The following is a 23,809-nucleotide window of genomic DNA, read 5'->3' as shown; positions in this document are numbered from 1 at the left end:
TGGAACGGGAGGAGACGGTGCGGCTAAGTCACCAATTCCGACGGCCGCCAGTCAGGGCTTCGCCGTCCTCCCCGGCCAGAGCTGTGAGCCCACCTCGGCACGAATTTCGGCTGGCCGATGTGTAAGTAGGCGACCTGACCATAAAGGGTGACATCGATGCATGGTAGAGTGCGTTACGGACCGATAGTGCATAACGGAAGAGCTTAGCGGGCTATGACTGCGAAGATTGGCCGGCGCACCACCATCATCGGAGCGGTGATCGCGGCGCCGTTCGCGCTCTTGGCTACTGGCGCGACGTTTAGCGTGCTGAATCCGGGCGCGGTGAACCCTACTCCTTCGCCCGGACCGGAGCGAAGTGGCGTCCGAGTGGGGGCGACGAGTGCGGTTCCGATGGCTGCACCGCGACTGTCCCCGGATCAGTCCCGGGCTTGCCTGGCGTTTATCTCCCAGTTACCCGCGCAGTTGCGGGACCTCCCGGCTCGACGGGTGAGCGACGGTCCCGAGCAGAACGCGGCGTTCGGAGATCCTCCACTGACGATCCAGTGCGGCGCCAAGGATGCTCAACCGGAGCCGACCGCCAAGATCTGGATTATCTCTGGCGTGTGCTGGTATGCGCAGACGCGTGAGACGGCGACGGTGTGGGAGACGCTGGACCGTAAGGTTGCAGTTGCCGTCACCATCCCCCCTGCCTATGCGCCGGCGGGCGAGGCCTCGGGTCAGTGGGTGGCCGCCCTGTCCGCTCCCCTGGTCAGTGCGATGCCGTCGAAGAAGACCCGCTACGACTGTGGGCCAGAATAGGCTTCCTGCCGGACCGACCCTCGGGTCGACCCGGCAGGAAGTGTGCTCGTCGGTCGAACTTCCGGGCTAGAAGTTCTTGTTGCCGCCCGCCGGGCCGGCGCAGATCGACGTGCCGGAGTAGCAGACCTGGATGCTTGCGTTCTTGTCCCCGTCGGGGTCGGTGAAGGTGAAGGACGTCCCCGTGGAGTTGCACGACGTTGCCATCGTGATGCCCTGCAGCTTCGCCACGACGCAGTAGCCGTCGCTGGTGGCGATGTCGTCGTAGACCTTGGCGCGGTAGACGTTGTCGCCGTCGCAGGTGCCCGACACGGCTCTGATGGAGCCGATGGGCTGCGGGCTGGTGATGCCCATGCTCAAGACGCATCCGTTGGAGGTGTAGTTGACGTAGGCGTACGCCGGCGCCGCTCCGATGAACAGTCCGAGGACCGCCACCACGGCCAGCACCGCGCCACGCTTCAATGCGATCACTAGCACTTCCTTCCCGTGGACGAAATGCGAAACCCCGAGGCCCTTCTCACCCTGCCCACGCCAGGAATCGATGTCAATAACTTGCGGTCGGCAATGTGCAATAAAGGCATGCATGGCGATAATTCTGCACGCGGGAATCGCCTGACCGGAATTCCCATTCTGAAGACTTAGTGGCGCGCTATACCTTCCGACGGTCAATTCCCATAACTGCGCCATCGAGGACGGATAGAACTTCCAGGTTGTGTCGGTGTGTGCGACGCGCCGGAACATGTCGGTTACACGCCCGCTCAAGCGCCGGTGGTGCAAGTTGCAGAATCTGCTTCTATTTCTTCTTGCTGTCGATCTCCGCCAATGAGTACGGTGCGGTTTCTGTTTGTGACCGAGGAGCCTTAGGGGAGGTCTCATGAGGATCACCAGAGCACTACTCGCCACCGGGCTGGCCGTCGTGTCGATCGCGGCGGCCCTGCCCGGAGCGGCGTCTGCGGCGCCGTCGTGGCGGGGCTTGGCCGGCCCGGCTGGGGCGGGATTGCGGGCGTGCGTGGCGCAGGCCCAGGAGCAGCGTCCGGCAGTGTGGACGTGCATGGGTGGCGCGCTGACCACCACCGGCGAGGGTGGCACGCCGACCACGACGATCGTGGCCGATGACTTCCAGGACACCACCGTCGCGCCCGGAACGGCGACTGTGCTGGCGGATGACTACGACAGCTGGTGCGAGTCGGGATCGGTGTGCGGACGCAAGATCAGTGACTACGTCGCCGAGGTCAAGGGCAACGCCGCGTACGGCAACTCGGCTGGGGTGATCGGCGCGTTCGACTTCATCGTCCGTCAGGCGTTCAACGGACAGTACGCCCGTTGGCGCAACACCCTGATCTGGGACTACGGGCCGCAGATCGAACCGCAGGAGTTCACCAACAACTGCCGGACGAACGTCACCGGTCCGGACGGCTACTGCGGGCAGAACCCGTTCTACTTCGGCAACGTCAACTCCGCGAGCTGGCGCAGCGACAGGCCCAGCACCACCGGCTACTACCAGAACTCGCAGCGCACCTCCGGCAGTGGTCGCTACCACGACGACAACTACGGATCTTTCTTCGCCTACGGCTACTCGCCGCTGTTCTACGCCCCGACCATCCACACGGGTCGCTGGGACCGCTGCAACGCCAGCCCCTATTGCCGCTACTACCAGGTGCCCTGGGCCTGACCTCCGATCGGGCGCAGGCACGACGCGGTGGCCGTCCGGCACGGACGGCCACCGCCGTGCGCGCCGCATCCTCAGGCGGTCAGCTCTCGGAGCCTGTCGGCAGTGAAACGCACGTACTGCGGGCTGCACGCGCCGTCTATGCCGGCGGCATCCGCGCGCCGACCGAGGTCGGCGAGGAACTCGTTGACGGTGGCGAATCCGGGTGGCGGCTTGAGCAGCCACAGGCGCCACCGCGGTCGGCCGGTGACACCCGCCTCGGCGAGCAGAGCGTCGTTGTCGTTCTCCACCTCGTCGCGGGACTCCCAGCTAGACCGCACCGTCTGCTCCCGCAGCACGACGTTGGTCCTCGGATCCTGCTCGTACCACGTCTCGTAGCGGGAAGCCCGGTCCGGCACCCAGGTGCGCAACGCGCGGGGCCACACCGCCGGCAGGAAGACCAGCATGGGCGCGTCCGGGGCCAACTCCCAGCCCTGCGCGGTCAACTCGCGCACCTCAGGCAGCTGCTCGGGCTCCAACCCGTCGGCGTCCTCGTTCATCGTCCTGGCTGCTGCCGGGTCCGCCGGCTGGTTGAGGCCCCAGTCGTAGGCGACGTCCATGTTCGCAGCCTACGACCTGCCAGCGTCGGACGGAGCGTCATGAGCGCGCAGAAGCGACCTCGCCCGACAGTCGAAGCGCCATGACCGCCCCGCCCGCATCCAGTTGATGGGACCAGCGTTTCAAAATATGAGCAGGGTCGAAGATTTTTCCTGATCCGATCCTTGGACTTAGCCGGACTGGAGGAGAATAGAGCAGAACGTATAGCACTGCGCCGGACAGCTGGCAAGACTTGGTGGCCGATCCGTTGTAAATCGGGGGTTGACTCCATCAGGTTTCCGGGGCGTAATGGAGACACGTTCCCGCAGCGCCGACCGGCGCGGTCGGCCACACATGCAGCGGGCAGGCACCCCCACACCTGGGGTGCCTGCCGTTGTTCGTGCCGACCCTGCGAAGGGACGTGCAGAGATGGGAGGCCCCCGCATGAAGGACCGTTCGTCGGCGAGTTGAGCCGCCGCACCACCTGAGCGCGCTGCTGCGGCGCTTTCGGTGGTGAGTCTTGATCCTTTGTGGCTCGGCTAGGCCGTCTGCCCTTATGTCCGTGCGTATTGACCACAGCCTGCTGTGCGGGTTGTGGCGACGCCTGCTGCCCTGCTGCCCTGCCCCTGCGTGGGGTCTGGCGTGTTCGTTGACTCGACCATAGTGACGTTTGTCGTCCCCAGCGCGCGAGGGGTCCGCCCAGCCGGGCGTCACCCGGCAGGGTCGCGGCTGCCCGGACACCGGACCGGAGCCGGGCAGGCGTGGTCGGGGAGGACCCGAACCACCTGAAGTCGAACCCCTTCAATCACTCCTTAGGAGCAGAACGTGACCTCAACCAACGACCACACGGAGGCGGCTGCCATCGCGGCCCGCCTCCACACCACAACGCCGAACGCGGCCGTGCACACGCCGCCTACATGCAGGTGGCGGGCTGTTGGCTACACCTGACCGACGACGGCCCGGCTCGGCTGCCCGCCCGCGCCCGGGGCGGCAGCGGTGGGAGGACCGCGCCCAGGTGGCGATCATGCTATTAGTCGGCGGGGCGGCCGGCGCTGCTTCGTTCACGCACGTGCACGACGTCGCCGCGGGACACGGGCAGCCGGGCTGGCTGGCCTGGGCCGACGCCATCGTCCTGGAGCTGATGTCGATCGCTGCCGGCCTGGAGCTGCGACGCAAGCGGCGCCTGGGCACGAGCGTCGTCTTCCCCGCCGCGGTGCTCGTGGTAGCGGTGTCGCTGTCACTGGCGGCGCAGGTGGTGGAGGCGGAGGCATCTGTGATCGGCTGGACCGCCGCCGCCCTCCCGGCCCTCGGCTTCCTGGCGATGGTGAAGATCGCCCTCGGCCGCGCCGACCCCACCCTAACCCGCACGACCAGCCAACCAGCGCGCACCGAGGACGGACGGCCGCGGATCGTTCACGCGTCGGTCCCGGGCACCAGCCTGCCGGTGCCCGTCACGGCCACCGCGGTCCGGGACTCTGCGACGGCGGTCCCCGCCATCGCGGACCAACCACCGGCGGTCCCGGACCGCCCGGACCGCGAGGAGTCGACCGGCGGGGGCGGTCCGGAGGTCGCCGCGTTGGTCCCGGCCGCCCGGACCGCCGTCCGCACCCTCGTCGCCGAAGGGACACCGCTGTCCCGCAAGGCCCTCGCCCGGCAGCTGCGCGCAGATGGGCACCAGTTGTCCAACGCCACCGCCTCCGCGCTCGTGCGCGTCCTGCGCGCCGAGACCACCCCGCCCGAACCAGACCTGTCACTGAAGGAGGCCACGTGACAAAGCTCCGACCTCCGGCTCCTGTCAGACCGAACCGACGCTGTCAGACCAGCGTGAGCGCCTGTCAGCAGGCTCACGAGCTGACAGACCCTGACCGGACCTGTCCCATCGCTCCCGCCGCCGCGGCGGCGGGAGCACCCCCTCACACCCCACTCGCACCCGCGACCTTGGAGCACCGACGATGATCACCCCGCATCGCGAACCCCGCCAGAGGCCACGGCCCGACTCACCTCCACTCTCATGGCACCGTCACGCCGAACCCGGTGTGCCCGACCGGGTAGGAGTCAGCGCAGATCTCCGTTCTACCGTCCGCCTTGATGCTGACCCCCAACCTGACCCCTCACGGCCGCTAACAGCCCAGGTCAGACCCGCTGTCAGGAGTCTGGGACCGCTCCAGACAGACCCTCCAGTCTTGGGTCTCCCCCCAAGGGGGTGTGCCCATGGGTAAACACCTACCGGCAGCGGATCCGCTGCTGCGACTGCAGGCCAGCATCACCGCCCGCGACGACAGGCTCCTCGGTTGGCTCTACGACCACGGCGTGCTGACCACCGACCAGATCGCCGCCGCCCTGTTCCCCTCCCTGGACTTCACCCAACGCCGGCTACGCCGCCTCACCGCCCTGCGCGCGGTCGACCGGTTCCGACCCAACAAGGCCGACGGCGGCTCGCACCCCTACCACTACGTCCTGGACCAGCTCGGCTACGACCACGTCCACGCCCAACGCGGACTCGGCCGAGGCCGCCGGGACCAGGCCCGCCGCCGAAAACACTCCCTCACCCGCCGCCCGGACCTGCCACACCTGCTCGGCGGCAATCAGGTCTTCATCGACCTCGCCGCCCACGCCCGCATCCACCCCGACACCGAGCTGGTCCGCTGGCAGCCCGCGTCGGCCTACCACGAACCCGGCAGCCTCTACCGCGCAGGCAGCGACCCACAGATCATCATCGCCGGGGCTACCGGCTTCCCCCGCCCTGACGGCGCCGGGGTGTGGACCGAGCGCGGACGGTCCGTGCCGTTCTTCCTCGAGTACGACACCAGCGGTGAAAGCCTGCAGGTCCTCATCGACAAGGTCATCAAGTACGAGCGGCTGTACATGATGAGCACCTGGGCGTGGCCGGTGCTGTTTCATCTCCCCTCGGCCCGTCGTGAGGCGAACCTGCACCACCGCCTCGCTGCCGTCCCCGACCCGACAACGGTCATCGCGACCACCAGCGCTGAGCTACGCACCGCCCTCGCCGCCAGCCCCGCTCACCAGATCTGGCAGCTACCCGGCCGCGCGGGCCGGCACCGTCTCATCGACCTGCCCTACACCGACACCCGCCACGACGAGGAGTTCCCCACCCGCGACCCGAACGAGCAGGCCGCCCGATGAGGCCAGGCGGGACATACGGCGCGTGCGGACCAGGCGCGTCGGCCCGCAACTGTCAGGTCTGTCAGCAGCGCAGTACGGCGACAGACCCGCGCCCGTCCGAGTACTCACACCCGACGGCACGCCGCTGTGAGTCGCTGTGAGTGGCGAACCCCTTCACTTCCGCGGCCACCGGAGGTACCGTCCGCGGCCCACCGCCGCGCTGCTCGCCGCAGCCGACGTCACCGGACCGGCAATCACGCCGATCCGCCGCCCGACTCCGACGACCGATTCTCAGACTGCCAGCCCACCGAGAGAGGAGAAGCCATGGCCCCACACCTCACCCCCACGCCACGAGCCGTCCTGGGAGGGACATGGCCACACGCCGTGAGCAGCAATCACGTGCGAACACACCACACCCGTCGCCGCCGACCGCGCCCACGCGGACAACCGGCGGCGAGGCCCCGACCGCACACCCCGACACCGAGTGCTCCGCCCTGCCGGGGACGCTGTCGATGGCCCGCTACCTGACCGACCCCGCCACCGAGACCGAGATCCAAGCCCTGGCCGCCGAAGCCGGCCTCCCGACCGTCGACCAAGCCGCCACCCTCGCCCGTCTACTCCGCCTGCACCAACCCGCACCGCCACGCGCCGCGTAACCGCGCCTGCCCCTGCACGGGGCGGGCGCGGCCCGCTTCCGCGATCTCCTACGTCTGCCGAGTACATGCACGGGCTCGGCGCCTGGGCGGGCCCGTCGCTAGCCGCTGATCTGGCGCTCGTACACGGCGCGGTGCTTTCCCGGCCCCTTGTAGTCGTGAATCACTGCCACACCAGCCTCGGTGGAATCGCCGGCAACGTTGCTGAAGCCCAGAGCGAGCCACGTCCTGTGGGCGGCGTAGTTGTCGGGTTCGGAGGTGAGGAAGAGGCGGCGGCATCCCCAGACAGAGCCTTGCCGGTGGATTTCGTCTACGAGCGCCCGAGTGATCCCCTCACGGCGGTGGCCGGGGTGCGTCATCACGTCTTGCAGGTAGATCTCAGTGGGGTCGATTTGGCTTCGGAAGGCGATCACGCTGCCGGCGACCTGGCCGTCGATGATGGCGAGTGGGCAGGTGTCGGCGAACAGCGTGGCGTACAGCCAGTAGTCCGATGAGCCCCGCAGCCTGATGTACGGCTCTCCCAACGCCAGGAGCTTCTCGAGGTCGGGGATGCGGTCGACCGTGAGCGGGGTGATGATCACTGGTGGTGTCCTTCGGTGAGTTCGATCGATGCGGCGAGGTCCCGCGCGGCGACGGCGGGATCCAGGGAGTCGGTGACTCCGCGACCGACGACGAGGATGTCCCAGGAGCGTCGTCGGCTGGCTTCGACGTCGGTGGGTTCGAAGCCGCCGGAGACCGCGACCGGCAGCTTCGTCCACGACCTGATGAGCTGCGCCTGGTCTAGAGGGTGAAAGCCGGCCACGCCCAGGTCGATGTTCGTGGTGATGGCGAAGCCGTCGACTCCCGCGCGTTCCATGTCCTGGACCCAGCCCTGGACCAGTCGGCCCTCGGGCACGTCGATCATGATGGGGATGCCCAAGCGCCTGCTCGCTTCGGCCGCCGCGGACACGCTGGCGATGCTGGCGGGTCCGATGAGCAGCACGACGTCGGCTCCGGCCTCGGCCGCGAGGACCACCTGGTCGCGTCCCCAGTCGGCGGACATCATCTCGGCGACGATCCATGCACCGGGAGTTCGCTGCTTGACCGCGCTGATGGCGTGGACGCCGACGCTCTTGATGAGCGGGTCGCCGATCTCGATGAATTGCACACCCGCGCTGGCTGCGGCTTGGGCGACGGTGATTGCGTGGTTGACGTCGCGGACGTCGAGTGCGACCTGGAGTGTCCGTCTGTCTCGGAGGCGCCGGAAGGCTTCCTTGCCGATGCCTGCGGCGGCGGTCGTGGCTGTGCCCTGGTGCTCAAGCAGGTTGGCTTCGGCGCGTACGAGCCAGTCGGCCGAGGCGATGCCCTGGCGGGTGAGGGTCGACTGAACGTTCGTGGGGAGCCGCAGAGCACCAGTACGGATCTCTCGGAGCAGGCCGAACAGGGCATTGCGGGAGGAGTCCTCGTCCTGCAGGGGTTTTCTTCCGCACTTCAGTAGGAGTCGCTGGGCGGCGACTCGCACGTTTCGAGGGCCGTTGCGCCATGCGTCCTGGGCCCGGATGACAAGGTCGGCGGCCGAGTCTTCGTCCCCAACTCTGAGGGACAATCCTCGGAGGAGACGTTCGCGGACATGCCAGTTGCGGTCGTCGAGGAGCGCGGCCAGTAGGTGTTCCAGACCGGGTGCGGTCGACTGGCCGGCAGTTTCGGCGGCGGCGGCGCGGACTTTGTAGTCGCGGTCCGCGGTCAACGCCCCCATGATCGAGACCACCGTCTGCTGGGGTATCGCGTGGCCCGCGCGGATCCCCTCGGCGAGGGCGGCGCGGGCTCGCCAGTCGGGATGGGCCAGGAGAGTCTTCAGCTCCTGGGAAGTGCCGTCGTCGGCGGTGAGGAAGACGTAGAAGTGTCGGGCGAGGAACACCGCGTCCTCTACAGTGTCGAGCTGCGCGAGGCGGACGAAGTTGTGGACGGCCGCGAGGGGCAGCCGCGTCTCGACGCACGCCACGATGTCAGACCAGACTGCCGGACCGAAGCGGCGCAGCACCCGCAGCATCCATCGCGCGTACTCCGCGCCCAGTGCCGTCGCGGCTGCGTTGGTGTGCAGGAGGGCTCTGGCCAGCGGTAGGCCGTTGTCGTGCAGGCACCGGGAGGCGCACACGCGCAGCACCTCGGCGGTGGTGAACGCCGGGCTCTCACCGGCGAGTTCGAGCATCAGGGGCAGCGTCTCGGTGATGCTGATCGACGGTGACTGGGCGACGGCGGCCAGCAGCTCCGGCGACGTCGCGTCCAAGCCCTGCAACAGGAATTCCAGGACGCCCCGCAGGTCGCCTGAGGCGCTCGTGCGGGCGGCCAAGTCGTTGAGCAACTCGATGGTGACGGTCGAGCGTCCGTGTGCCTCGATGACCTGGGCGAGCCACCGGGCGAAGAGAAACTCACGGATGACGTCGTGATGGAAGGTCAAACCGCCGGACCGGCCGGACCGCACGAGTCTCGCGATCGGAGACGCGGTGAGTTCACCGACATCGCCTGGTGGTTTCGCTTCGATCGCAGGAAGTAGCGGGTGCGGCCACGCCGCAGCGAGCTGGGTGCGGGCGAGTGCTGTCAGGTCCGCCGTCGCGCGGTCGACGTCCAGGCTCGCCGCCTTCAAGATCGAGGCGACGCAGAATTCCACGAGCCGGTAGGCGTTGGGCTGCCCGAGCGGCTCGGTCGACTTGGCGGCCCGGATGAGGCTCATGTACAGCGGCAGGCGGACCAGGTTGCGAATCTTCGAAGGCAGGGCGTCGAACGGCGGTTCATCGACATGCCGCTGCGCGTTCCACACCTCCCGGGCGGTGAGGACGTCCCAGCGGTCCAGCCGCATTGACGGCTCGGCACTCCGCGCCTGGCCCTGACCGGGCATGACCGCTGCCGACAGGACGGGGTAGGGCGCCAGCTCGATCTCCGGCGGTGTGCGCAGTACGAGCAGAAACCTCAGGTTGCCCGAGAGCACCTGCCGCAGCGTGGCGTCGAGCTGGCGGCAGACCTTGTCCACCACGGCGTGCGACTGGGGGCTGTCGATGACGACGAGCAGCGGCCGGGACAGGTCCCGGCTCTCCACTTCCAGAGTCAGCAGGGAATCCTCGCCGGCCGGTTGGGATCCGTAGCGGAGGATCTCGCGCGCCAGGTCGGTGTCCTCGGTCCACGAGTCCGCGGTCAGCAACTGAACATCCACACCGGGCGCCCGCGACCCCAGGTGGTGGGTGAAGCTGGTCTTGCCGCAGCCCGGGGGCCCGATGATCAGATAGACGCGCGCGGTCGAGGCGAGGAAATCCGCCACCAGGCGCTGGATGTCGGCCGGGGGCGTGTACGCGAGATCATCGGGTTGTAGGGCACCGAGCGCGGCGAGGACGGCGGCCGTCCGTTCTTGGGACCGGGTGCCGAGATCCTGCCTGATGGGCCGGCTGCCGCCGGCAAGCACGGTTGAGGCGTTCGGCTCCGCGGTCGCCGACGCCTTGAGGGTCTGGGCGAACCGCTGCCTGACCTCGGTTGGTGACCGTGCCAGATCGACATCAAGCATCTGTTGGGTCTCGTAGCGCATCCGGGTGGCGGCACCGCGCTTCTCCCAGTTGGAGATGGCCGCCGGATTGACCCCAAGGTGCTCGGCGAAGCCGCGCACGCTCATGCGTAGCGCCAGGCGTAATGCTTTCGCCTCGCGGCCGGTCCACCGTCGTACCGTCTCCACGGGCTATCCCCCAGGCCGTGCACTCAGCGTCATCGTCGCAGTCGGGAGCGTAGTAGACGACGGCGGGCGTAGACGAGCTGAAACTAGGACAACACTAGAACGTCCACGCGTCGCCACGCAGCAGGCCGGACCCGCAGGCTGGTCGCACAGACAACCACGGCGATGGATCGGGTGATCGGAAGTTTCGCCAGGTCTCTACCGCCGTGGACAGCCCTCGCGTTTTGCGAGCAGTGGTGTTGGCGGAGGTGCCCCGTGGCCATTGACGTACGAAGCGGCATGGTGCACAACCCTGTTGGCCGTGCCGCATCCAACCCTAGCGGTGCACGGCCGGCGCAGCCGGAACCGCCTGTCTCGAAGGTCTTCACCCTTGAAGGGCTGCTGCTGTGCCGCGGTTGCGGCACGTCGCTGCAGCCCGTGCGGATGCTCGGTCAGCGCGCCTACCGAGGGCCATGCGGCTGTCGGCTGACCGCCGTGGATGCCGAGGCCATCGAACAGATCGTCCTGGAGGTGGTGGCGGCACCAGCGCCGGCGTTGGTGGCGGACGCGGCACCCGAGGAACTTGGCGGGATTTTCCGCCGCTTGTTCGTCGCCGTGCGGGTCGGTGGCTGCGCCCAGGACTTGTCCATCGTCTGGCGCCTTTAGTAGCCGACCCAGCAGTTCCTGGCTGTGCGTCTGCCGGCTGAGCGGGTCACGTCGCTCGGCCAGCTCCATCACGGCCGAGAGGGTGTCGACATCGATGACCATCAGGGAGGATAGACATGTACACGAGGCAGACAGTGCCGGCGCCGGAAATCGGCGTGGCGCAGGTGTCGCCGGAATCGTCACGGTTCGGGTACCGACCGGAGCTGCGCCGCTCACTCGGCTTCGCCGACCTGCTCTTCTACGGGCTGGTGTACATGGTGCCGATCGCGCCGATGGGCATCTTCGGATCCGTCTACGCGGGTGCCGGCGGGATGGTCGCGCTGGCCTACATCGTCGGCATGGTGGCGCTGGCGTTCACCGCCGCCTCGTACGCCCAAATGGTCAAGGCGTTCCCGCTGGCAGGCAGCGTGTACAACTACGCGGGCCGGGGGATCGGCGCACCGGTCGGCTTCCTCGCGGGCTGGGCCATCCTGCTGGACTACGTGCTGGTGCCGAGCCTGCTGTACCTGATCGCGGCGGTGGCGATGCACTCCACCGTACCGGTGGTCCCGGTCTGGGCTTGGCTGGTCGGCTTCGTGCTGCTCAACACGCTGGTCAACTACCGGGGAATCCGAATGACCGCCCTGATCACCCGCGTGCTGCTCATCGGCGAGGTCGTCGTGCTGGTGATCTTCCTTGCCGCAGCCGGTCGTGCTCTCGCGCAGGGCAAGGGACAGGGCTTCTCGTGGACGCCGCTCTACAACCCTGACACGTTCACCTGGGCGCTGGTGTTCGGCGCGGTGTCGATCGCCGTGCTCAGCTTCCTCGGCTTCGACGGCATCTCGATGCTCGCGGAGGAGAACAAGGGCGGCGCGGGGCAGATCGGCCGGGCGATGGCCGCCGCGCTGGGCGTGGCCGGACTGCTGTTCATCACCCAGACCTGGATGGCTGCATTGCTGGTCCCCGACCCGGGCGGCCTCCTGGCCAACGGGGACCCGGACGGGACGGCGTTCTACGACGCCGCGCGGCTCGCCGGTGGACCCTGGCTCGCCACCCTGTGCGCGGTCGCCACCGCCGTCGCCTGGGGCGTGGCGAACTCTCTCGTCGCACAGGTCGCCACCTCGCGGCTGCTGTACGCCATGGCCCGCGACCGGCAACTGCCGAAGTTCCTGGCCACGGTCTCGGTGCGGCACAGCGTGCCCACCCACGCCATCACCCTCACCGCGCTGGTGTCGCTGGCGATCGGCCTCTACATGAACTGGCGCATCGACGGCATCGCCCTGCTGTCCAGCCTGATCAACTTCGGCGCGCTGACCGCGTTCCTCGTCCTGCACCTCGCCGTCGTCTGGCACTACCTGGTCCGCCGCCGCAGCCGCAACTACGTCGCGCACCTGATCCTTCCGGGAATTGGGTTCACGATCCTCGCCTACGTCGTGGTCAACGCCAACGTGGCCGCGCAACGCCTCGGCTTCGTCTGGCTCACCCTCGGCCTGCTGACCCTGCTTGGTCTGTACGCCGCCGGCCGCCGTCCCCAGCTCTCCGGCCTCGCCGGCGGACGGGAGTCGGCATGACCAGCACAGTCACCTACCAGCCGGGCGAGAACGAGCTGCGCCACACCTTCGGCGCCCACCCGGCGGTCGCCGAGATCACGCCCGGCAGCCTGCTCGTCACCAGCGCCGAGGACTGCTTCGGCGGCGCCGTCCGCACCGTCGACGACCTGCCCTCGCAGGTGTGCCAGGCGTTCAACCCCGTCACCGGCCCCTTCCACGTGGCCGGCGCTGAACCCGGCGACACCCTCGCGCTGCACTTCGCGGCTATTACCCCCGCCCGCGACTGGGGCATGTCCGCCACCTTCCCGCACTTCGGCGCGCTGACCGGCACCCACACCACAGCGATGCTGCACCCGCCGATCGAGGAACGCGTGTGGCGTTACACCATCGACGCCGCCGCCGACACCGTCACCTTCCACGCCCGCCGCTCCGACCACGCGATCGTCATGCCCCTGGAGCCGATGCTCGGCACCGTGGGAGTCGCCCCAGGCGGCGGGGAGGCACGCTCCACGATCGTGCCCGACGCGCACGGCGGCAACCTGGACACCCCGGAGATTCGCCCGGGAGTCACCGTCTACCTCGGCGTCAACGTCCCTGGTGCGCTGTTCGCTATCGGCGACGGCCACGCCCGCCAAGGCCAGGGCGAGGCGTGCGGCGTCGCGGTGGAGACCGCCATGAACGTCACCATCGCCGTCGACCTGATCAAAGGCGTGGCGACACCATGGCCGCGCATCGAGAGCGACCACCGGATCATCTCGATCGGTGCCGCCCGTCCCCTGGAGGACGCGTACCGGATCAGCCAGCACGACCTGGTCACCTGGACGGCACAGCTGACCGGGCTGGAGCTGCTTGACGCCTACCAGCTCGTCTCCCAGGCCGGCCGCGCCGCACCCGGCAACGTCTGCGATCCGCTCTACACCATGCACGCGGCCCTCACCAAAGCTGTCCTGGCGGGCGCGAGTCCCTACGGCGGGTTGCATCACCGGCTGCGCCACCTCGCTGAGTCGGCCAGGTGAGCCACCATGAGCCACGCCGCATTCGACACTTCGCCGGTCCGCCTCCCGCTACGCGTCGAGCTGTTCGTGCTGACCCACAACGACAGCGGCGCTCCGCTGGCTCACCTGCCATCCCTGTCGCTCGCGCTGGCCGGAGCCATCCTCACCAACCTGGTAGCGCCGATCGAACGGGTCCGCGTCGTCGGCGACGCCGCCATCGCCGTGCACCGGCAACCCACCGGCGACCCGGTCGCCGACTGGGCACTGACGTTCCTGGCCCGCCACCACCGTGCGCTGTCGGTCCGTGAGGCCGTGCGGCTGCTCGGCGAGCACGCCTACGACAAGGTCACCGCCGGGCTCATCGCCGGCGGCCTGGTCGAGCAGGTCACCAGACGCCGCATGCTCGGCCGGGTCACCGCGTACCCGCCGACAGACCCCGCGGTCATCCACCGCGTCCGCGGGCGCCTGCGCTACGGCGTCCTCGGCTACGACGACCCCGACCCGCAGACCGACGCCCTCGCCGGTCTCCTACGGGCCCTACGGCTCGAATCCGAGCTGTACCTCGACGGCTTCGACACCGACCTGCGCGAGCGGCTCCGTCAGATGCTCGCCCGCGCCGGACATCACACACCCGCCACCGAAAAGATCATCTGCGCCGTCGAAGACCTCATCGGCGAGACCGCCGTGTCGGTGTACCGATGAGCACCCAGGACACCGCCACAAGCATCGCGCAGCGACCACCACCGAGGGCGACCACGAGCGCCCGAACCGGCACCAGGGGAACGACCATGGGAACTGAGGCGATGAGCTGGGCGCCCGCCGAGCTTGATCTGAGCCGCCCGAACGCCGCGCGTATGTACGACTACTTCCTCGGCGGCAGCCACAACTTCGCCGCCGACCGTCAAGCAGCCGACGCCGTCCTCGCCATCGCACCCCACGTGGCGGACGCTGCCCGGGCCAACCGAGCGTTTCTGCGCCGTTCCGTCCGATACGCGCTGCAGCAGGGCATACGGCAGTTCATCGATCTCGGCTCGGGCATACCGACCGTCGGCAACGTCCACGACATCGCTCACTCGGTCAACGCCGACGCGCGGGTGCTCTACGTCGATGTCGAGCCGGTAGCCGTGGCGCACGCCAGAGCGCTGCTCGGAGTCGATCCGCGAGTGGACGTCATACAGGCCGACATCTGCTTCCCGGACTTCATTTTCAACAACCCCGCCACCCAGCGGCTGATCGACCTCGCCCGCCCGGTGGCCATCCTGTTCGTCTCCGTCCTGCACTTCATCCCCGGCGATGTCAACGCCATCGTGGAACCCTTTCGCGCCGCCGCGAGTCCCGGCAGCGCCCTCGTCATCTCCCACGCGACCTCCGGCGCAGCGACCAACCAGACTGAGGAGGTGCAGCGGCTCTACCAGCGCACCCCCACCCCACTGCAACTCCGCCACCTCGCCGATGTCCAAGCGCTGTTCGGTGACTTCGCCATGGTCGCGCCCCAACCCGGCGCAGCATCGCGCCCAGGCGGCGCCGCGCTTGTCCCGGTGTCTCACTGGCGCCCCGACCCCGAGGACCACCTCCCGGCGGAAGGGTCGTCGGCGAGCCCTTTCCTCGCCAGCTTCCTCGCCGGAGTTGGCATGAAAGGACACGCCGTCATGACGGAACAGCCAAGGCCAGAACCGACCGGACAAAGGGCGCTCCGGCCAACGGGCAGGCGCTGATGTTCATCGGACTCGCCGGGCCGACAGGCGCCGGCAAGACGACCCTCGCACACCGAATCGCCGAGCGCCTCGGAGCGCATCTGATGCGCGACCCGTTCGCCGACAACCCCTATCTCCCGAAGCTGTACGCCTCGGGAAAGACCCGCCCCGTGGCCCTGACTCTCCAGGTGGAGTTGACCTTCCTGGCGCTCCGCGTCGCGCAGCTTCGCGAGATCCGCGACCTGCTCATCCAGGGCACATCCGTCGTGGCGGACTGGTCCATGGCGCAGCAGGTCGTTTTCGCCCACACCACTCTGCCGCCCGAAGACGCCAGTCGAGTAAGGAAAACCTGCGCGACCTGGAGCGACGCCGCCGCACGACCCGACCTTCTCATCGCCCTGACCGCGCCAGCGCCGGTCCTGGCCCGCCGGATCGCGCAACGCGGCAGACCCATGGAAGCCGCGCTGTCCACCGCCTACCTCGAACACCTCGCCCGAGCCTTCGACACACCGCTTCATGACTACGCCAGCCGAATCATCCGGCTCGACACCAATGCATTCGACGCCTTCAACGACGAAGACGTCGACGCGCTCCTCGCCCGCCTACCAGCCCTGGAGAGGTCATGACCGAGACCGACGTCGCTCAGCCACGCACTGCCCACGCGCCTCCTTGCAGCAGAGTCATGATCACTGGACCGGGTCAGGTCGAGATCGTCCGCGAGCATCTGCCCACACTCGGCCCCGACGACGTCTACGCCGAATCGGTCGTCTCCGGCATCAGCCACGGCACCGAGATGGCTTGGGTAGCCGGAGACGCCGCCGCGCTGCACCGTTCGTGGGACCCACAGCGACGCATCTTCCTCGACGGTGCCGGCAGGGATTTTCCGGTAGCGCCCGGCTACGAGACCATCGCGCGGGTCACCGCCATCGGCGAGGCCGCTGTCGGCAAAGTCAACATCGGCGATCATGTCACCCTCGACCGACCGCACGGCACCGCGCACATCGTTCCCGCAGACGCTGCCGTCGCCAGCCGTTTGCCGGCCGGTGTCGACCCCGAACGCGCCGTCTTCTTCATCCTGGCGCGCGTCGCCCTCGGCGGCGTCCACGACGCCGAGGTGCGCCTCGGCGACACCGTCGTCGTGGTCGGGCTCGGCACCGTCGGCCTCCTCGCCGGCCAACTCGCACGGCTCGCCGGAGCCGCCAAGGTCATCGGGGTGGACCGCTACCCGCTGCGCCTGGCCGCCGCCCACTCCCTCGGCATCACACCCGTGCACGCCTTCACGGAAGACGACATCGCGGTACAGGTCCGCAAGCTCTGCGGCCCGCAGGGCGCCGACGTCGCCATCGAAGCCTCCGGCTCCTACCGCGGCCTGCACGAGGCGATCCGCTGCGTCCGGGTCGGCGGCCGGGTCGCGACCGTCGCCTCCTACCACGGCGACCAGAACGGCCTACGGCTCGGCGAGGAGTACCACCGCAACCGCATCACCCTGGTCTCCTCCATGACCGTCAACGGCTGCCCACAACGCACCCACCCCGCCTGGGACCTGCCCCGACTCAGCGCCACCGCCCGAGAGTTGGTCATCACCGGGCGGGTGCACGTCGACAGCCTGGTAACCCACCGCTTCCCCTTCAGCGAGGCGGCCACGGCGTACCACCTGATCGCCCAGCGCCCCGAGGAGACCATCAAGGTGGTGCTGACCTATGACGAGTAGCAGCCACGACGTCCTCAACCCCGTCGACGACCGGTACACCCCAGCACCCTGCGGCGAACTCGACGAAATCCGCGCCACCCTCGACGACGGCCGCCTCTCCGGCGGCGCCCCCGTCCTCGCCATCTACGAACAGGCGCTCGCCAAGCGCTTCGGTGCCCGCCGCGCCATCGCCGTCAACTCGGGAACCTCCGCGCTGCACGCCGCGCTCATCGCCCTTGGCGTCCGGCCCGGCACGGAGGTCCTGGTTCCGGCCACCGCGCCCCTGCCGACGGCCATGCCGGTGCTCACCTGCGGAGCCACGCCCGTCCCCGTCGACACCCTGCCTGAATCCCTCGCCCTCGAACCCGCCGATATCCAGCGCAAGCTCACCGGACGCACCCGCGCCGCCATCACGCTGCCGCTCTGGGGCTACCCCAACGACGAGCGAGCCAGCGCAGACCTTCTCGCCCAGGCGGGAGTGCCGGTCATCGAGGACGCATGCCAAGCCCACGGCACCCGAGTCGGCAACCAGTTCGCCGGCACCCACGGCGCAGTCGGCTGCTTCTCCACCCATGACCGCAAGCTCCTATCCACCGGTGAGGGCGGCTTCGTCTTGACCGACGACGAGGAGCTCGGTGAGCGCATCGACTGGTACACCCACCTCGGCCACCTGCGCGGCACCACCCACGGCGTCAACTACAAGCTCGCCGGCCCTCTGGCCGCCATCGGCCTGCGCCGGCTCAAGCTGCTCGACGGCCAGCTCGACCGACGTCGTCGCAACGCCCAACGCATCCTCGCCGCGCTACCGCCGGGCGGTCTGCTGCGGGAACTGCCGTACGGCGTCCAGGACAAGCCGAACTACTACAACCTCGTCCTCACCATCAAAGACCGCATCCCGCAGGTCGCCGCCGCGTTCGAGGCCGCCGGACTACCATCCGACTCGATCAGGTGGCGCTACCGGCCGCTGTACCACCAGCCCATCTTCCAGCCCTACGCCAACCAGTGCCCCAACGCCGAACACCTCGCCACGGCCACCGTGCAGTTGCCGGTTCACCCCGGAATGACCGACGCGACCGTAGCGTGGATAGCCGACCGCGTAGCCCAGATCGCCCAGGGAGAGACCCGAGCATGATCCGTCATTTCACCAGCTCAGCCATCGTCTTCAACGACGAGGGCCACGTCCTGCTCGTGCACCACAACAAGATCGACCTGTGGCTGTACCCCGGCGGACATGTCGATCCCAACGAGGACCCCGCCGAAGCGGCACTGCGCGAGGTGCACGAGGAGACCGGGATCGTCGCCGACATCCTTGGCCCACAGCCGTTCCGGCACCCCGCCGTACGAAGCATCCCGAGCCCGTTCGCCATCATCGAGATGGACATCGAAGACCGTAAGGTCGGACCCCACCGACATATCGACTTCGTCTACGTCTGCCAGGCAACCGGTGGCGACCTGACGGCCCAAGCCGAAGAGGTTGGCGGCGCACGGTGGGTACCGGTAGAGGGCATAGCGGCCCTGCGCACACCCGCCGAGCTTCCCGACCTCATCACCGAAGCCGCCCGGCTGATTCCCCAGCCGGCCTGAGTGCTCCGGAAGGAGGCGGAGGAGCCCGGGATACCGGGCTCCTCCGCCTCGCTCGCCAGCGACCAGGAAGGCTTCCCTCAACCACTCTCGGACTGCCAGGGATCTGCCCTCGTCAGCTGAACTCCGATAGCAACGCCTCAGTGTTCGCGAGGATGAAATCCTTCAAGGCCTCAGGCTTCAGATCCACCTCAGGAAGGCGGTCGACCCCCACCCGGTCCATGGCATAGCCACCGCGGCTCGGGTCGGTGAACTCCGGACCTGTGCGGGCGCTCTCTTCAACCCGCGTAAGCCGGCAGGAGATGAAGTGCTGTACGGACACCCCATCGGCCGACGGCGAGCTGAACAAGAACACCTGACTACGCTGCTCTACCTCCGCGCCCAACTCCTCCCGCAGCTCCCGGCGTAGAGCCGCAGCGAGGGAAGCATCAGTAGGTTCAAGGCCACCACCGGGCGCAGTCCAGTAAGGGTTCTGGCCGGGCCTCGTTCTCTTGATCAATACAAGCCGGTCAAGGTCGTCCCACAGGATCGCCCGTACCGAGCGGCGCAGAACCTCCCGCATGTTGGCTCCGATCAAGAGTTGCCATGGCGCAGGCGAGTCAAAGTTACGCCACCACCGAGCCGGCATGCGCGGGACGGCCCGCACCGCGCAGGGCTTGCTGCATCTGGCTTTTTCCGACACTTGACTACCGTCAAGAGCCAGACCTTCAAGGCGCTGGCGAAGCTGCGCAGCGTGGCCCCGGAGCTCGCCGAGCTGTACGTCACGGAAGGAACCGCCCGATGAACCAGGACCGACTGCGTTTCGACCTGGCCGACCTGGCCGAGGAGGTCACCCCGGTCGACCTGCGGGACCGCGCGCTGCGTACCTCGCGACGGCTCGGCATCCAGCGGGCCGTCGCCACCTCCGCCGCCGCGCTCGTGGTGCTGGCCGCCGCGACCGGGACGGCACTGGCGATCCGGCCGAACAGCCAGGCGCCCGCCCCGGCCGGGCCGTCGGTGACAGTCACCGCCCCGCCGGTCGAGCCGTCCCGTACGCCGTCCGCCGAGCCGTCCCGCACGCCGTCGACCCCGCCCGGCGGCACGGATGGCGGGTCCAGCGCCGCCGCGACCTTCGGGCGGCTCGTCTACGGCCCGTCGCTGCTGCCAAACGGCGCGTCCTCGACGAGCACGGTCCGTCTCCAGTCGTGGCGCCCGGGCGACGACCCGGTCCGCCTGCTCAGCGTCCCGTATGAGGCGGCGGTGCTCAACGTCGCCGTGTCGCCAGACGGTAAGCGTGCGTCGTGGGTCGACGGAGCCGGCGCGGTCTGGGTGTCCGACCTCGACGGCTCGGAGCGGCGTAAGCTCAGGGACGGCGTCGACAACATGTGCTGGTCACCCGTCTGGCAGCCGAACTCGCAACAGCTCGTCGTGCGGCTGGCCGCCGATGGCGACACCGGTGTGCTGGACGCCTCCTCCGGCAAGTTCACGAAGGTGACCGGCTTCGACGGCTGCCACGCCGTGTTCGCGGCGGACGGGACACTGGCGTTCGCCGACGGCTCCGACGGCACGATCGTTCTCACCGACCGGAACGGCAAGACGCGACGGACGGTGCCGGACCTGGGCGCGAAGGGCAGCCGGTACGTCTCCTTCGACCTGTCCAGCCTCTCCCCGGACGGCGGACGGATCGCGCTCTTCCGGATCGACCGGAACGGCACGTACGGAGACGCCGCGCGGGATCTTCTGGTCAACGCCGTGCTCGACACCCGCACCGGGAAGGAGGTGGCGCTGCCGCTGGAGGGACGTCAACTGCGGCAGGTCTTCTTCCAGCCGGACGGGTCGATGGTGGTCCGGGTCCGTAGCGGCGGCGGCTACGCGGTGATCCTGGTGGACGCGTCCGGCCAGAAGATCACGGAGCGGGCGGAGCCCTCGGCCCTGCGGAACATGCAGATCGTCAGCGCGCTCGGCTAAGACGGTTCGTCGGGGCGGGTCATCGGCGGGTGGCCCGCCCCGCGTCGTTTCAGCGCAGGACGGTGATCGCCGCGTCCGCGGTGACGTGCTTCCACGGCACGAGCACCACAGTGCCGTCGCGCTCCAGCACCTTCGCGTCGCTGCCCTCGGTGCCAGCCGACAGCGGCGCCTCGGCCAGCACGCTCACCGTGCCGGTGGCCGGGTCGATCCGGACCAGCCGGGGGGCGAGATCCCGCCGGTCGCCCACCTCCCACGCCAGCACGCCCTGTTCGTCGAGGCGGACGAGTTCCACCTCGCTGTCGGTGTGCCCGGCCGACACCCAGCGCCGCTTCCCGGTGGCCAGGTCGATCGCCACCACCTGGTTGGCCTGGCGCATCTTGCCGCCGACGTTCGTCGCCTCGGTGGGAAGGTAGAGCGTGTCCGCGTCGGCCAGGTACGGCCGTATCTCCGCCCCGGTCACCGTGTTGGAGCGGTTGACCGGCAGGTCGCTGAACCGCGTACCGTCGACGGGGTTGCCGAACGTGGCCCGCGCCTTGCCGGCGGCGTCGCGCGCGACGAACGTCTCGCCGACCAGGCCGGGCAGGCTGACCAGCGGGTCGACGGTCAGCACCCCGCCGCTCTGCTGCGCGGCCGGCAGTTGCTGCTGCCAGCGCGGCTTGCCGGTGGCCGGGTCCAGGCCGAGCAGCGCGCCCCGGTCGCCGTCGCAGAGCGTGGTGACCACGGCCTGGTCCCCGGCGGCCTGCGCGTCGGCCAGGCGGCAGTCGCGGCCGGGCAGCAGCCGGTCCGCGTCGGTCCGCCACAGCCGCCTGCCGTCGGTCAGCGAGTAGCCGAGGACGCTTCCGCCGCTGCGGACGACCACATGGCCGGCGGCCACCGACAGGTCCGGGGCGACGATCTCGGACCGGCCCGTCCGGCGTTCGACGGGGAACGTCACCCGCCACGTCTGCGTGCCACCGGCCGCGTCGAAACCGACGAGCGTGTCGCAGGAGTCGGCCGAACCGAGCGCCACCACACCGCGCCCCTCGGCCAGCGTCTGCGCGGCCGCGCACAGCGAGGTCGCCTGCGGTGCAGGCACACCCCACGCCTGGGCGCCGTCGTCGAGCCGGTAGGCGATGACGCCGTCCGGCTGGGCCCGGACCACCGCGTCGCCGACCAGCCAGGCGCCGAACATGTCCTGCCCGTCGTACGTCTTCAGCCCGTTGCGCTGCTGTTCCGGGAAGTCGAGCACCCACGCGGTACGCAGCTTCCTCCCGTCGTCGTCACCACCGCCGACCAGCCGGGACACGCCGTAGGCGGTGCCGCCCGCGACGGCGAGCACGGCCGCCAGGCCACCGGCGACGAGCAAGGCCACGCGTCCGCGCCGCTTCGGTGCCACCGGCGGCGGTGCCACCGGCGGCGGCCAGCCCGCCGGGGGGTACGCGGGCGGCTGCTGCTGGTACGTCATCGGTCGTCTCCGTTCCGGTCAACGCGCCTGCGCGCGGACGTAGGCGGCCCAGCCGGCCTCGAACTCGTCGAGCGACACGCCCAGCACGTCCCGGGCGGCCCGGTCGGCCGGTGCGCCGCCGTAGACCGCCTCGACGAAGCGGAACAGCTTCGCCTCGCCGTGCTTCTCGGCCAGGTGGTTCATCGCGGCGTGCCCGAGCCAGTAGTGGAAGCCCAACCGGTCGGGGTTGTCCCACTCGCCGTTGCCGGGCAGCCTGCCGTTCCACCCGTCGCGCACCAGCCGCTTGGCGGGCGCGGTGCGGTCGCTGGCGCTCAGCGGGCGGCCGTGGAACGCGACGTACTCGGCGAAGCCCTCGACCACCCACTCGTCGAGCTTGCTGAACGCGTCCGACGCGGCCAGGTCGGTACGGGGTGTCATCAGCGAGTGCGCCACCTCGTGCCGGAACACCATGCCGGCGTCGTTGGCGCCGCCGGTACGGGTGAAGTACGGCTCCTCGGTGTCCACCACGATCCGGGTGCCGCCGATCGTGTCCTTTCCGTCCTTGCGCTCGGCCGCGACCAGGCCCAGCGAGAAGCCCGCCTCGGTGGCCTTCTCGGTGCCGATCCGGTAGAGGGTGGTCAGCTCGTCCTTCCCCTTGGCCAGGGCGAAGACGAAGCCGTTCGGCACCGGGCCGGGCAGCCCACCGGCCCGCCACACGGCCAGATCGTGCACGACTGCGGCCTCGGCGGCCGGGGCGTACCGCTTCGCCACCCCGGCCCGGGCGGCGTCGGCGATGACCAGGGCGTGCGGGGTCCGCTCGACATGGATCTCCCGCCACTTGTCCCACGGGCCGGGGTAGTAGACGGTCTTCGAGCCGCCGTTCCCGGCCGCCGGGGCGCCGGTGACAGCGGTGACCCGGATCGGCGCGTCCCTGCCGGCGCGGACGATCGTCCAGCGGTACCACTCGGTGACCGGGGCCAGGTCGAAGCCGTCGAACCGGTGCACGAAGGAGACGTCGAGCTGGAACGTGACGCCCTGCCCGAAGGCGTCACTGGCACGGCCCTGCTTCTCGATCGTCTCGTAGCGGGCCACCGACAGCGGCAGCTTCGCCAGGTTGCGGAACAACTGGGTCTGTCCGGAGATCAGCTCCTTGCGGGCCGGGTCGAACGCGGCCAGGTAGCCGTTGAGGTCCTTCGCCGCCAGCGCCTTACTGTGCCGGTCGAGCAGGGCGGTCAGCTCGGCGTCCGTGACGGTGACGCCGTTCGCGCCGGCTGCCGCCTTCGGTGCCGGGCCGTCCTCGTCGTCGCCGCGCAGGCCCAGCCCGACTCCGACCGCCGTGCCGGCGCAGACCGCCAGCGCGAGCGCGCCCGCCGCGAGACCGATCCACAGCCCCCGGCGGGACTTCGGCTGCGGCGGCGGTCCCGGGGGTACGCCGGCCACGCTCCCGGCTGCCCGGGCGTGAGCGGCGGCCCGGCGGGGCCTGCGGCCGGAGCCGGTCCGTTGCCGGGCGGTGGCCAGCCCGCCGCCGGTGGGTGCCCCTGCGTCATGTGGTTCCTCGCTCGTGCCGTCCGCGGGACCGGCCGGACGGTTTCGCCCGGCCGGATGACGGCAGACATCATCCCCGGTCCGGACGACGGATTCTGCCCCGCCGGACGTGTCGGACGGATTTGTCCCCTCGGGTGGCTGTCGTGAACAGGACGTCGAGACATCCGCCACGTCCGGCGTCCAGGGCCAGCGGGACCGGTCCGCGCGGTGACAGACTGTGCGACGCACTTCTGCCGGGACGTCTGAGGGG

The 23,809-nt window shown here is 69.5% G+C and carries 21 protein-coding genes and 1 pseudogene; 15 read left to right on the top strand and 7 right to left on the bottom strand.

Annotated features, from left to right (window positions below):
* Positions 1–213: 213 nt before the first annotated feature.
* Entirely contained in the window at positions 214–798 is a 585-nt protein-coding gene (locus KSK32_RS12550; RefSeq protein ID WP_216931403.1) for a DUF3515 family protein, read from the top strand.
* 66 nt (positions 799–864) lie between these two features.
* Here the strand turns inward: KSK32_RS12550 and KSK32_RS12545 are convergent, their stop codons facing one another.
* Complete coding sequence (locus KSK32_RS12545) at positions 865–1,266, bottom strand: hypothetical protein (RefSeq protein ID WP_216931402.1); 402 nt, start codon at positions 1,264–1,266, stop codon at positions 865–867.
* A gap of 403 nt (positions 1,267–1,669) precedes the next feature.
* Between KSK32_RS12545 and KSK32_RS12540 the strand changes: the two genes are divergently transcribed.
* On the top strand, positions 1,670–2,467 hold the full coding sequence (locus KSK32_RS12540; RefSeq protein WP_216931401.1) for a hypothetical protein: 798 nt from the start codon (positions 1,670–1,672) through the stop codon (positions 2,465–2,467).
* 71 nt (positions 2,468–2,538) lie between these two features.
* Here the strand turns inward: KSK32_RS12540 and KSK32_RS12535 are convergent, their stop codons facing one another.
* Positions 2,539–3,063 carry a DUF5956 family protein gene (locus KSK32_RS12535; RefSeq protein ID WP_216931400.1) on the bottom strand — a complete coding sequence of 175 codons (525 nt, stop codon included), beginning with the start codon at positions 3,061–3,063 and terminating at the stop codon, positions 2,539–2,541.
* Between the two features lie 911 nt (positions 3,064–3,974).
* Between KSK32_RS12535 and KSK32_RS12530 the strand changes: the two genes are divergently transcribed.
* Together KSK32_RS12530 and KSK32_RS12525 are read left to right on the top strand one after the other, a co-directional pair.
* Entirely contained in the window at positions 3,975–4,811 is an 837-nt protein-coding gene (locus tag KSK32_RS12530) for a DUF2637 domain-containing protein (RefSeq protein ID WP_216931399.1), read from the top strand.
* 440 nt (positions 4,812–5,251) lie between these two features.
* A complete protein-coding gene (locus tag KSK32_RS12525) occupies positions 5,252–6,184 on the top strand; it encodes a replication-relaxation family protein (protein WP_216931398.1) in 933 nt (310 codons plus the stop codon).
* A 733-nt stretch (positions 6,185–6,917) separates the two neighbouring features.
* On the opposite strand, the gene KSK32_RS12520 is transcribed toward KSK32_RS12525, so the two are convergent.
* Both KSK32_RS12520 and KSK32_RS12515 read right to left on the bottom strand, forming a co-directional pair.
* Positions 6,918–7,397, bottom strand: a complete 480-nt coding sequence (locus tag KSK32_RS12520; protein WP_216931397.1) for a GNAT family N-acetyltransferase — start codon at positions 7,395–7,397, stop codon at positions 6,918–6,920.
* Entirely contained in the window at positions 7,394–10,513 is a 3,120-nt protein-coding gene (locus KSK32_RS12515; RefSeq protein ID WP_289256552.1) for an orotidine 5'-phosphate decarboxylase / HUMPS family protein, read from the bottom strand. The genes KSK32_RS12520 and KSK32_RS12515 overlap by 4 nt, the downstream gene beginning before the upstream one ends.
* Positions 10,514–10,765: 252 nt before the next feature.
* Between KSK32_RS12515 and KSK32_RS12510 the strand changes: the two genes are divergently transcribed.
* From KSK32_RS12510 to KSK32_RS12470, 9 genes are all read left to right on the top strand, one after another.
* The gene (locus KSK32_RS12510; protein WP_216931396.1) at positions 10,766–11,155 is read left to right on the top strand and encodes a zinc ribbon domain-containing protein; all 390 of its coding nucleotides are present in this window, start codon (positions 10,766–10,768) and stop codon (positions 11,153–11,155) included.
* 116 nt (positions 11,156–11,271) lie between these two features.
* A complete protein-coding gene (locus KSK32_RS12505) occupies positions 11,272–12,705 on the top strand; it encodes an APC family permease (protein ID WP_216931395.1) in 1,434 nt (477 codons plus the stop codon).
* Positions 12,702–13,700, top strand: a complete 999-nt coding sequence (locus KSK32_RS12500; RefSeq protein ID WP_216931394.1) for an acetamidase/formamidase family protein — start codon at positions 12,702–12,704, stop codon at positions 13,698–13,700. Before KSK32_RS12505 ends, KSK32_RS12500 begins: the two co-directional genes overlap by 4 nt.
* Before the next feature lie 6 nt (positions 13,701–13,706).
* A complete protein-coding gene (locus KSK32_RS12495) occupies positions 13,707–14,381 on the top strand; it encodes a GPP34 family phosphoprotein (RefSeq protein ID WP_216931393.1) in 675 nt (224 codons plus the stop codon).
* A gap of 101 nt (positions 14,382–14,482) precedes the next feature.
* On the top strand, positions 14,483–15,394 hold the full coding sequence (locus KSK32_RS12490; protein WP_216936034.1) for an SAM-dependent methyltransferase: 912 nt from the start codon (positions 14,483–14,485) through the stop codon (positions 15,392–15,394).
* Complete coding sequence (locus KSK32_RS12485; protein WP_216931392.1) at positions 15,394–15,999, top strand: deoxynucleoside kinase; 606 nt, start codon at positions 15,394–15,396, stop codon at positions 15,997–15,999. The genes KSK32_RS12490 and KSK32_RS12485 overlap by 1 nt, the downstream gene beginning before the upstream one ends.
* 56 nt (positions 16,000–16,055) lie before the next feature.
* Positions 16,056–17,084 carry a zinc-binding alcohol dehydrogenase gene (locus KSK32_RS12480; protein ID WP_216931391.1) on the top strand — a complete coding sequence of 343 codons (1,029 nt, stop codon included), beginning with the start codon at positions 16,056–16,058 and terminating at the stop codon, positions 17,082–17,084.
* A complete protein-coding gene (locus tag KSK32_RS12475) occupies positions 17,074–18,195 on the top strand; it encodes a DegT/DnrJ/EryC1/StrS aminotransferase family protein (RefSeq protein ID WP_216931390.1) in 1,122 nt (373 codons plus the stop codon). Before KSK32_RS12480 ends, KSK32_RS12475 begins: the two co-directional genes overlap by 11 nt.
* Complete coding sequence (locus tag KSK32_RS12470; protein ID WP_216931389.1) at positions 18,192–18,647, top strand: NUDIX hydrolase; 456 nt, start codon at positions 18,192–18,194, stop codon at positions 18,645–18,647. Before KSK32_RS12475 ends, KSK32_RS12470 begins: the two co-directional genes overlap by 4 nt.
* A 112-nt stretch (positions 18,648–18,759) precedes the next feature.
* On the opposite strand, the gene KSK32_RS12465 is transcribed toward KSK32_RS12470, so the two are convergent.
* Positions 18,760–19,206 (bottom strand): NUDIX domain-containing protein, encoded by a 447-nt coding sequence (locus KSK32_RS12465; protein WP_216931388.1) that lies wholly within the window; start codon positions 19,204–19,206, stop codon positions 18,760–18,762.
* A gap of 126 nt (positions 19,207–19,332) precedes the next feature.
* On the opposite strand from KSK32_RS12465, the pseudogene KSK32_RS34540 reads away from it, so the two are divergent.
* Together KSK32_RS34540 and KSK32_RS12455 are read left to right on the top strand one after the other, a co-directional pair.
* Positions 19,333–19,428, top strand: a pseudogene (locus KSK32_RS34540) (SigE family RNA polymerase sigma factor); the annotation flags it as partial.
* Complete coding sequence (locus KSK32_RS12455; RefSeq protein ID WP_216931387.1) at positions 19,425–20,591, top strand: WD40 repeat domain-containing protein; 1,167 nt, start codon at positions 19,425–19,427, stop codon at positions 20,589–20,591. The pseudogene KSK32_RS34540 and the gene KSK32_RS12455, both read left to right, overlap by 4 nt.
* Before the next feature lie 49 nt (positions 20,592–20,640).
* Here the strand turns inward: KSK32_RS12455 and KSK32_RS12450 are convergent, their stop codons facing one another.
* Both KSK32_RS12450 and KSK32_RS12445 read right to left on the bottom strand, forming a co-directional pair.
* Positions 20,641–22,035 carry a PQQ-like beta-propeller repeat protein gene (locus KSK32_RS12450; RefSeq protein ID WP_216931386.1) on the bottom strand — a complete coding sequence of 465 codons (1,395 nt, stop codon included), beginning with the start codon at positions 22,033–22,035 and terminating at the stop codon, positions 20,641–20,643.
* 18 nt (positions 22,036–22,053) lie between these two features.
* Complete coding sequence (locus tag KSK32_RS12445) at positions 22,054–23,454, bottom strand: hypothetical protein (RefSeq protein ID WP_254187030.1); 1,401 nt, start codon at positions 23,452–23,454, stop codon at positions 22,054–22,056.
* Between the last annotated feature and the right edge of the window lie 355 nt (positions 23,455–23,809).

This window comes from Micromonospora sp. WMMB482 (assembly GCF_019038635.1).
In the GTDB taxonomy this organism is placed as follows: Bacteria; Actinomycetota; Actinomycetes; order Mycobacteriales; family Micromonosporaceae; genus Micromonospora; species Micromonospora marina.
This window is presented reverse-complemented; position numbering and strand designations above follow the sequence as displayed.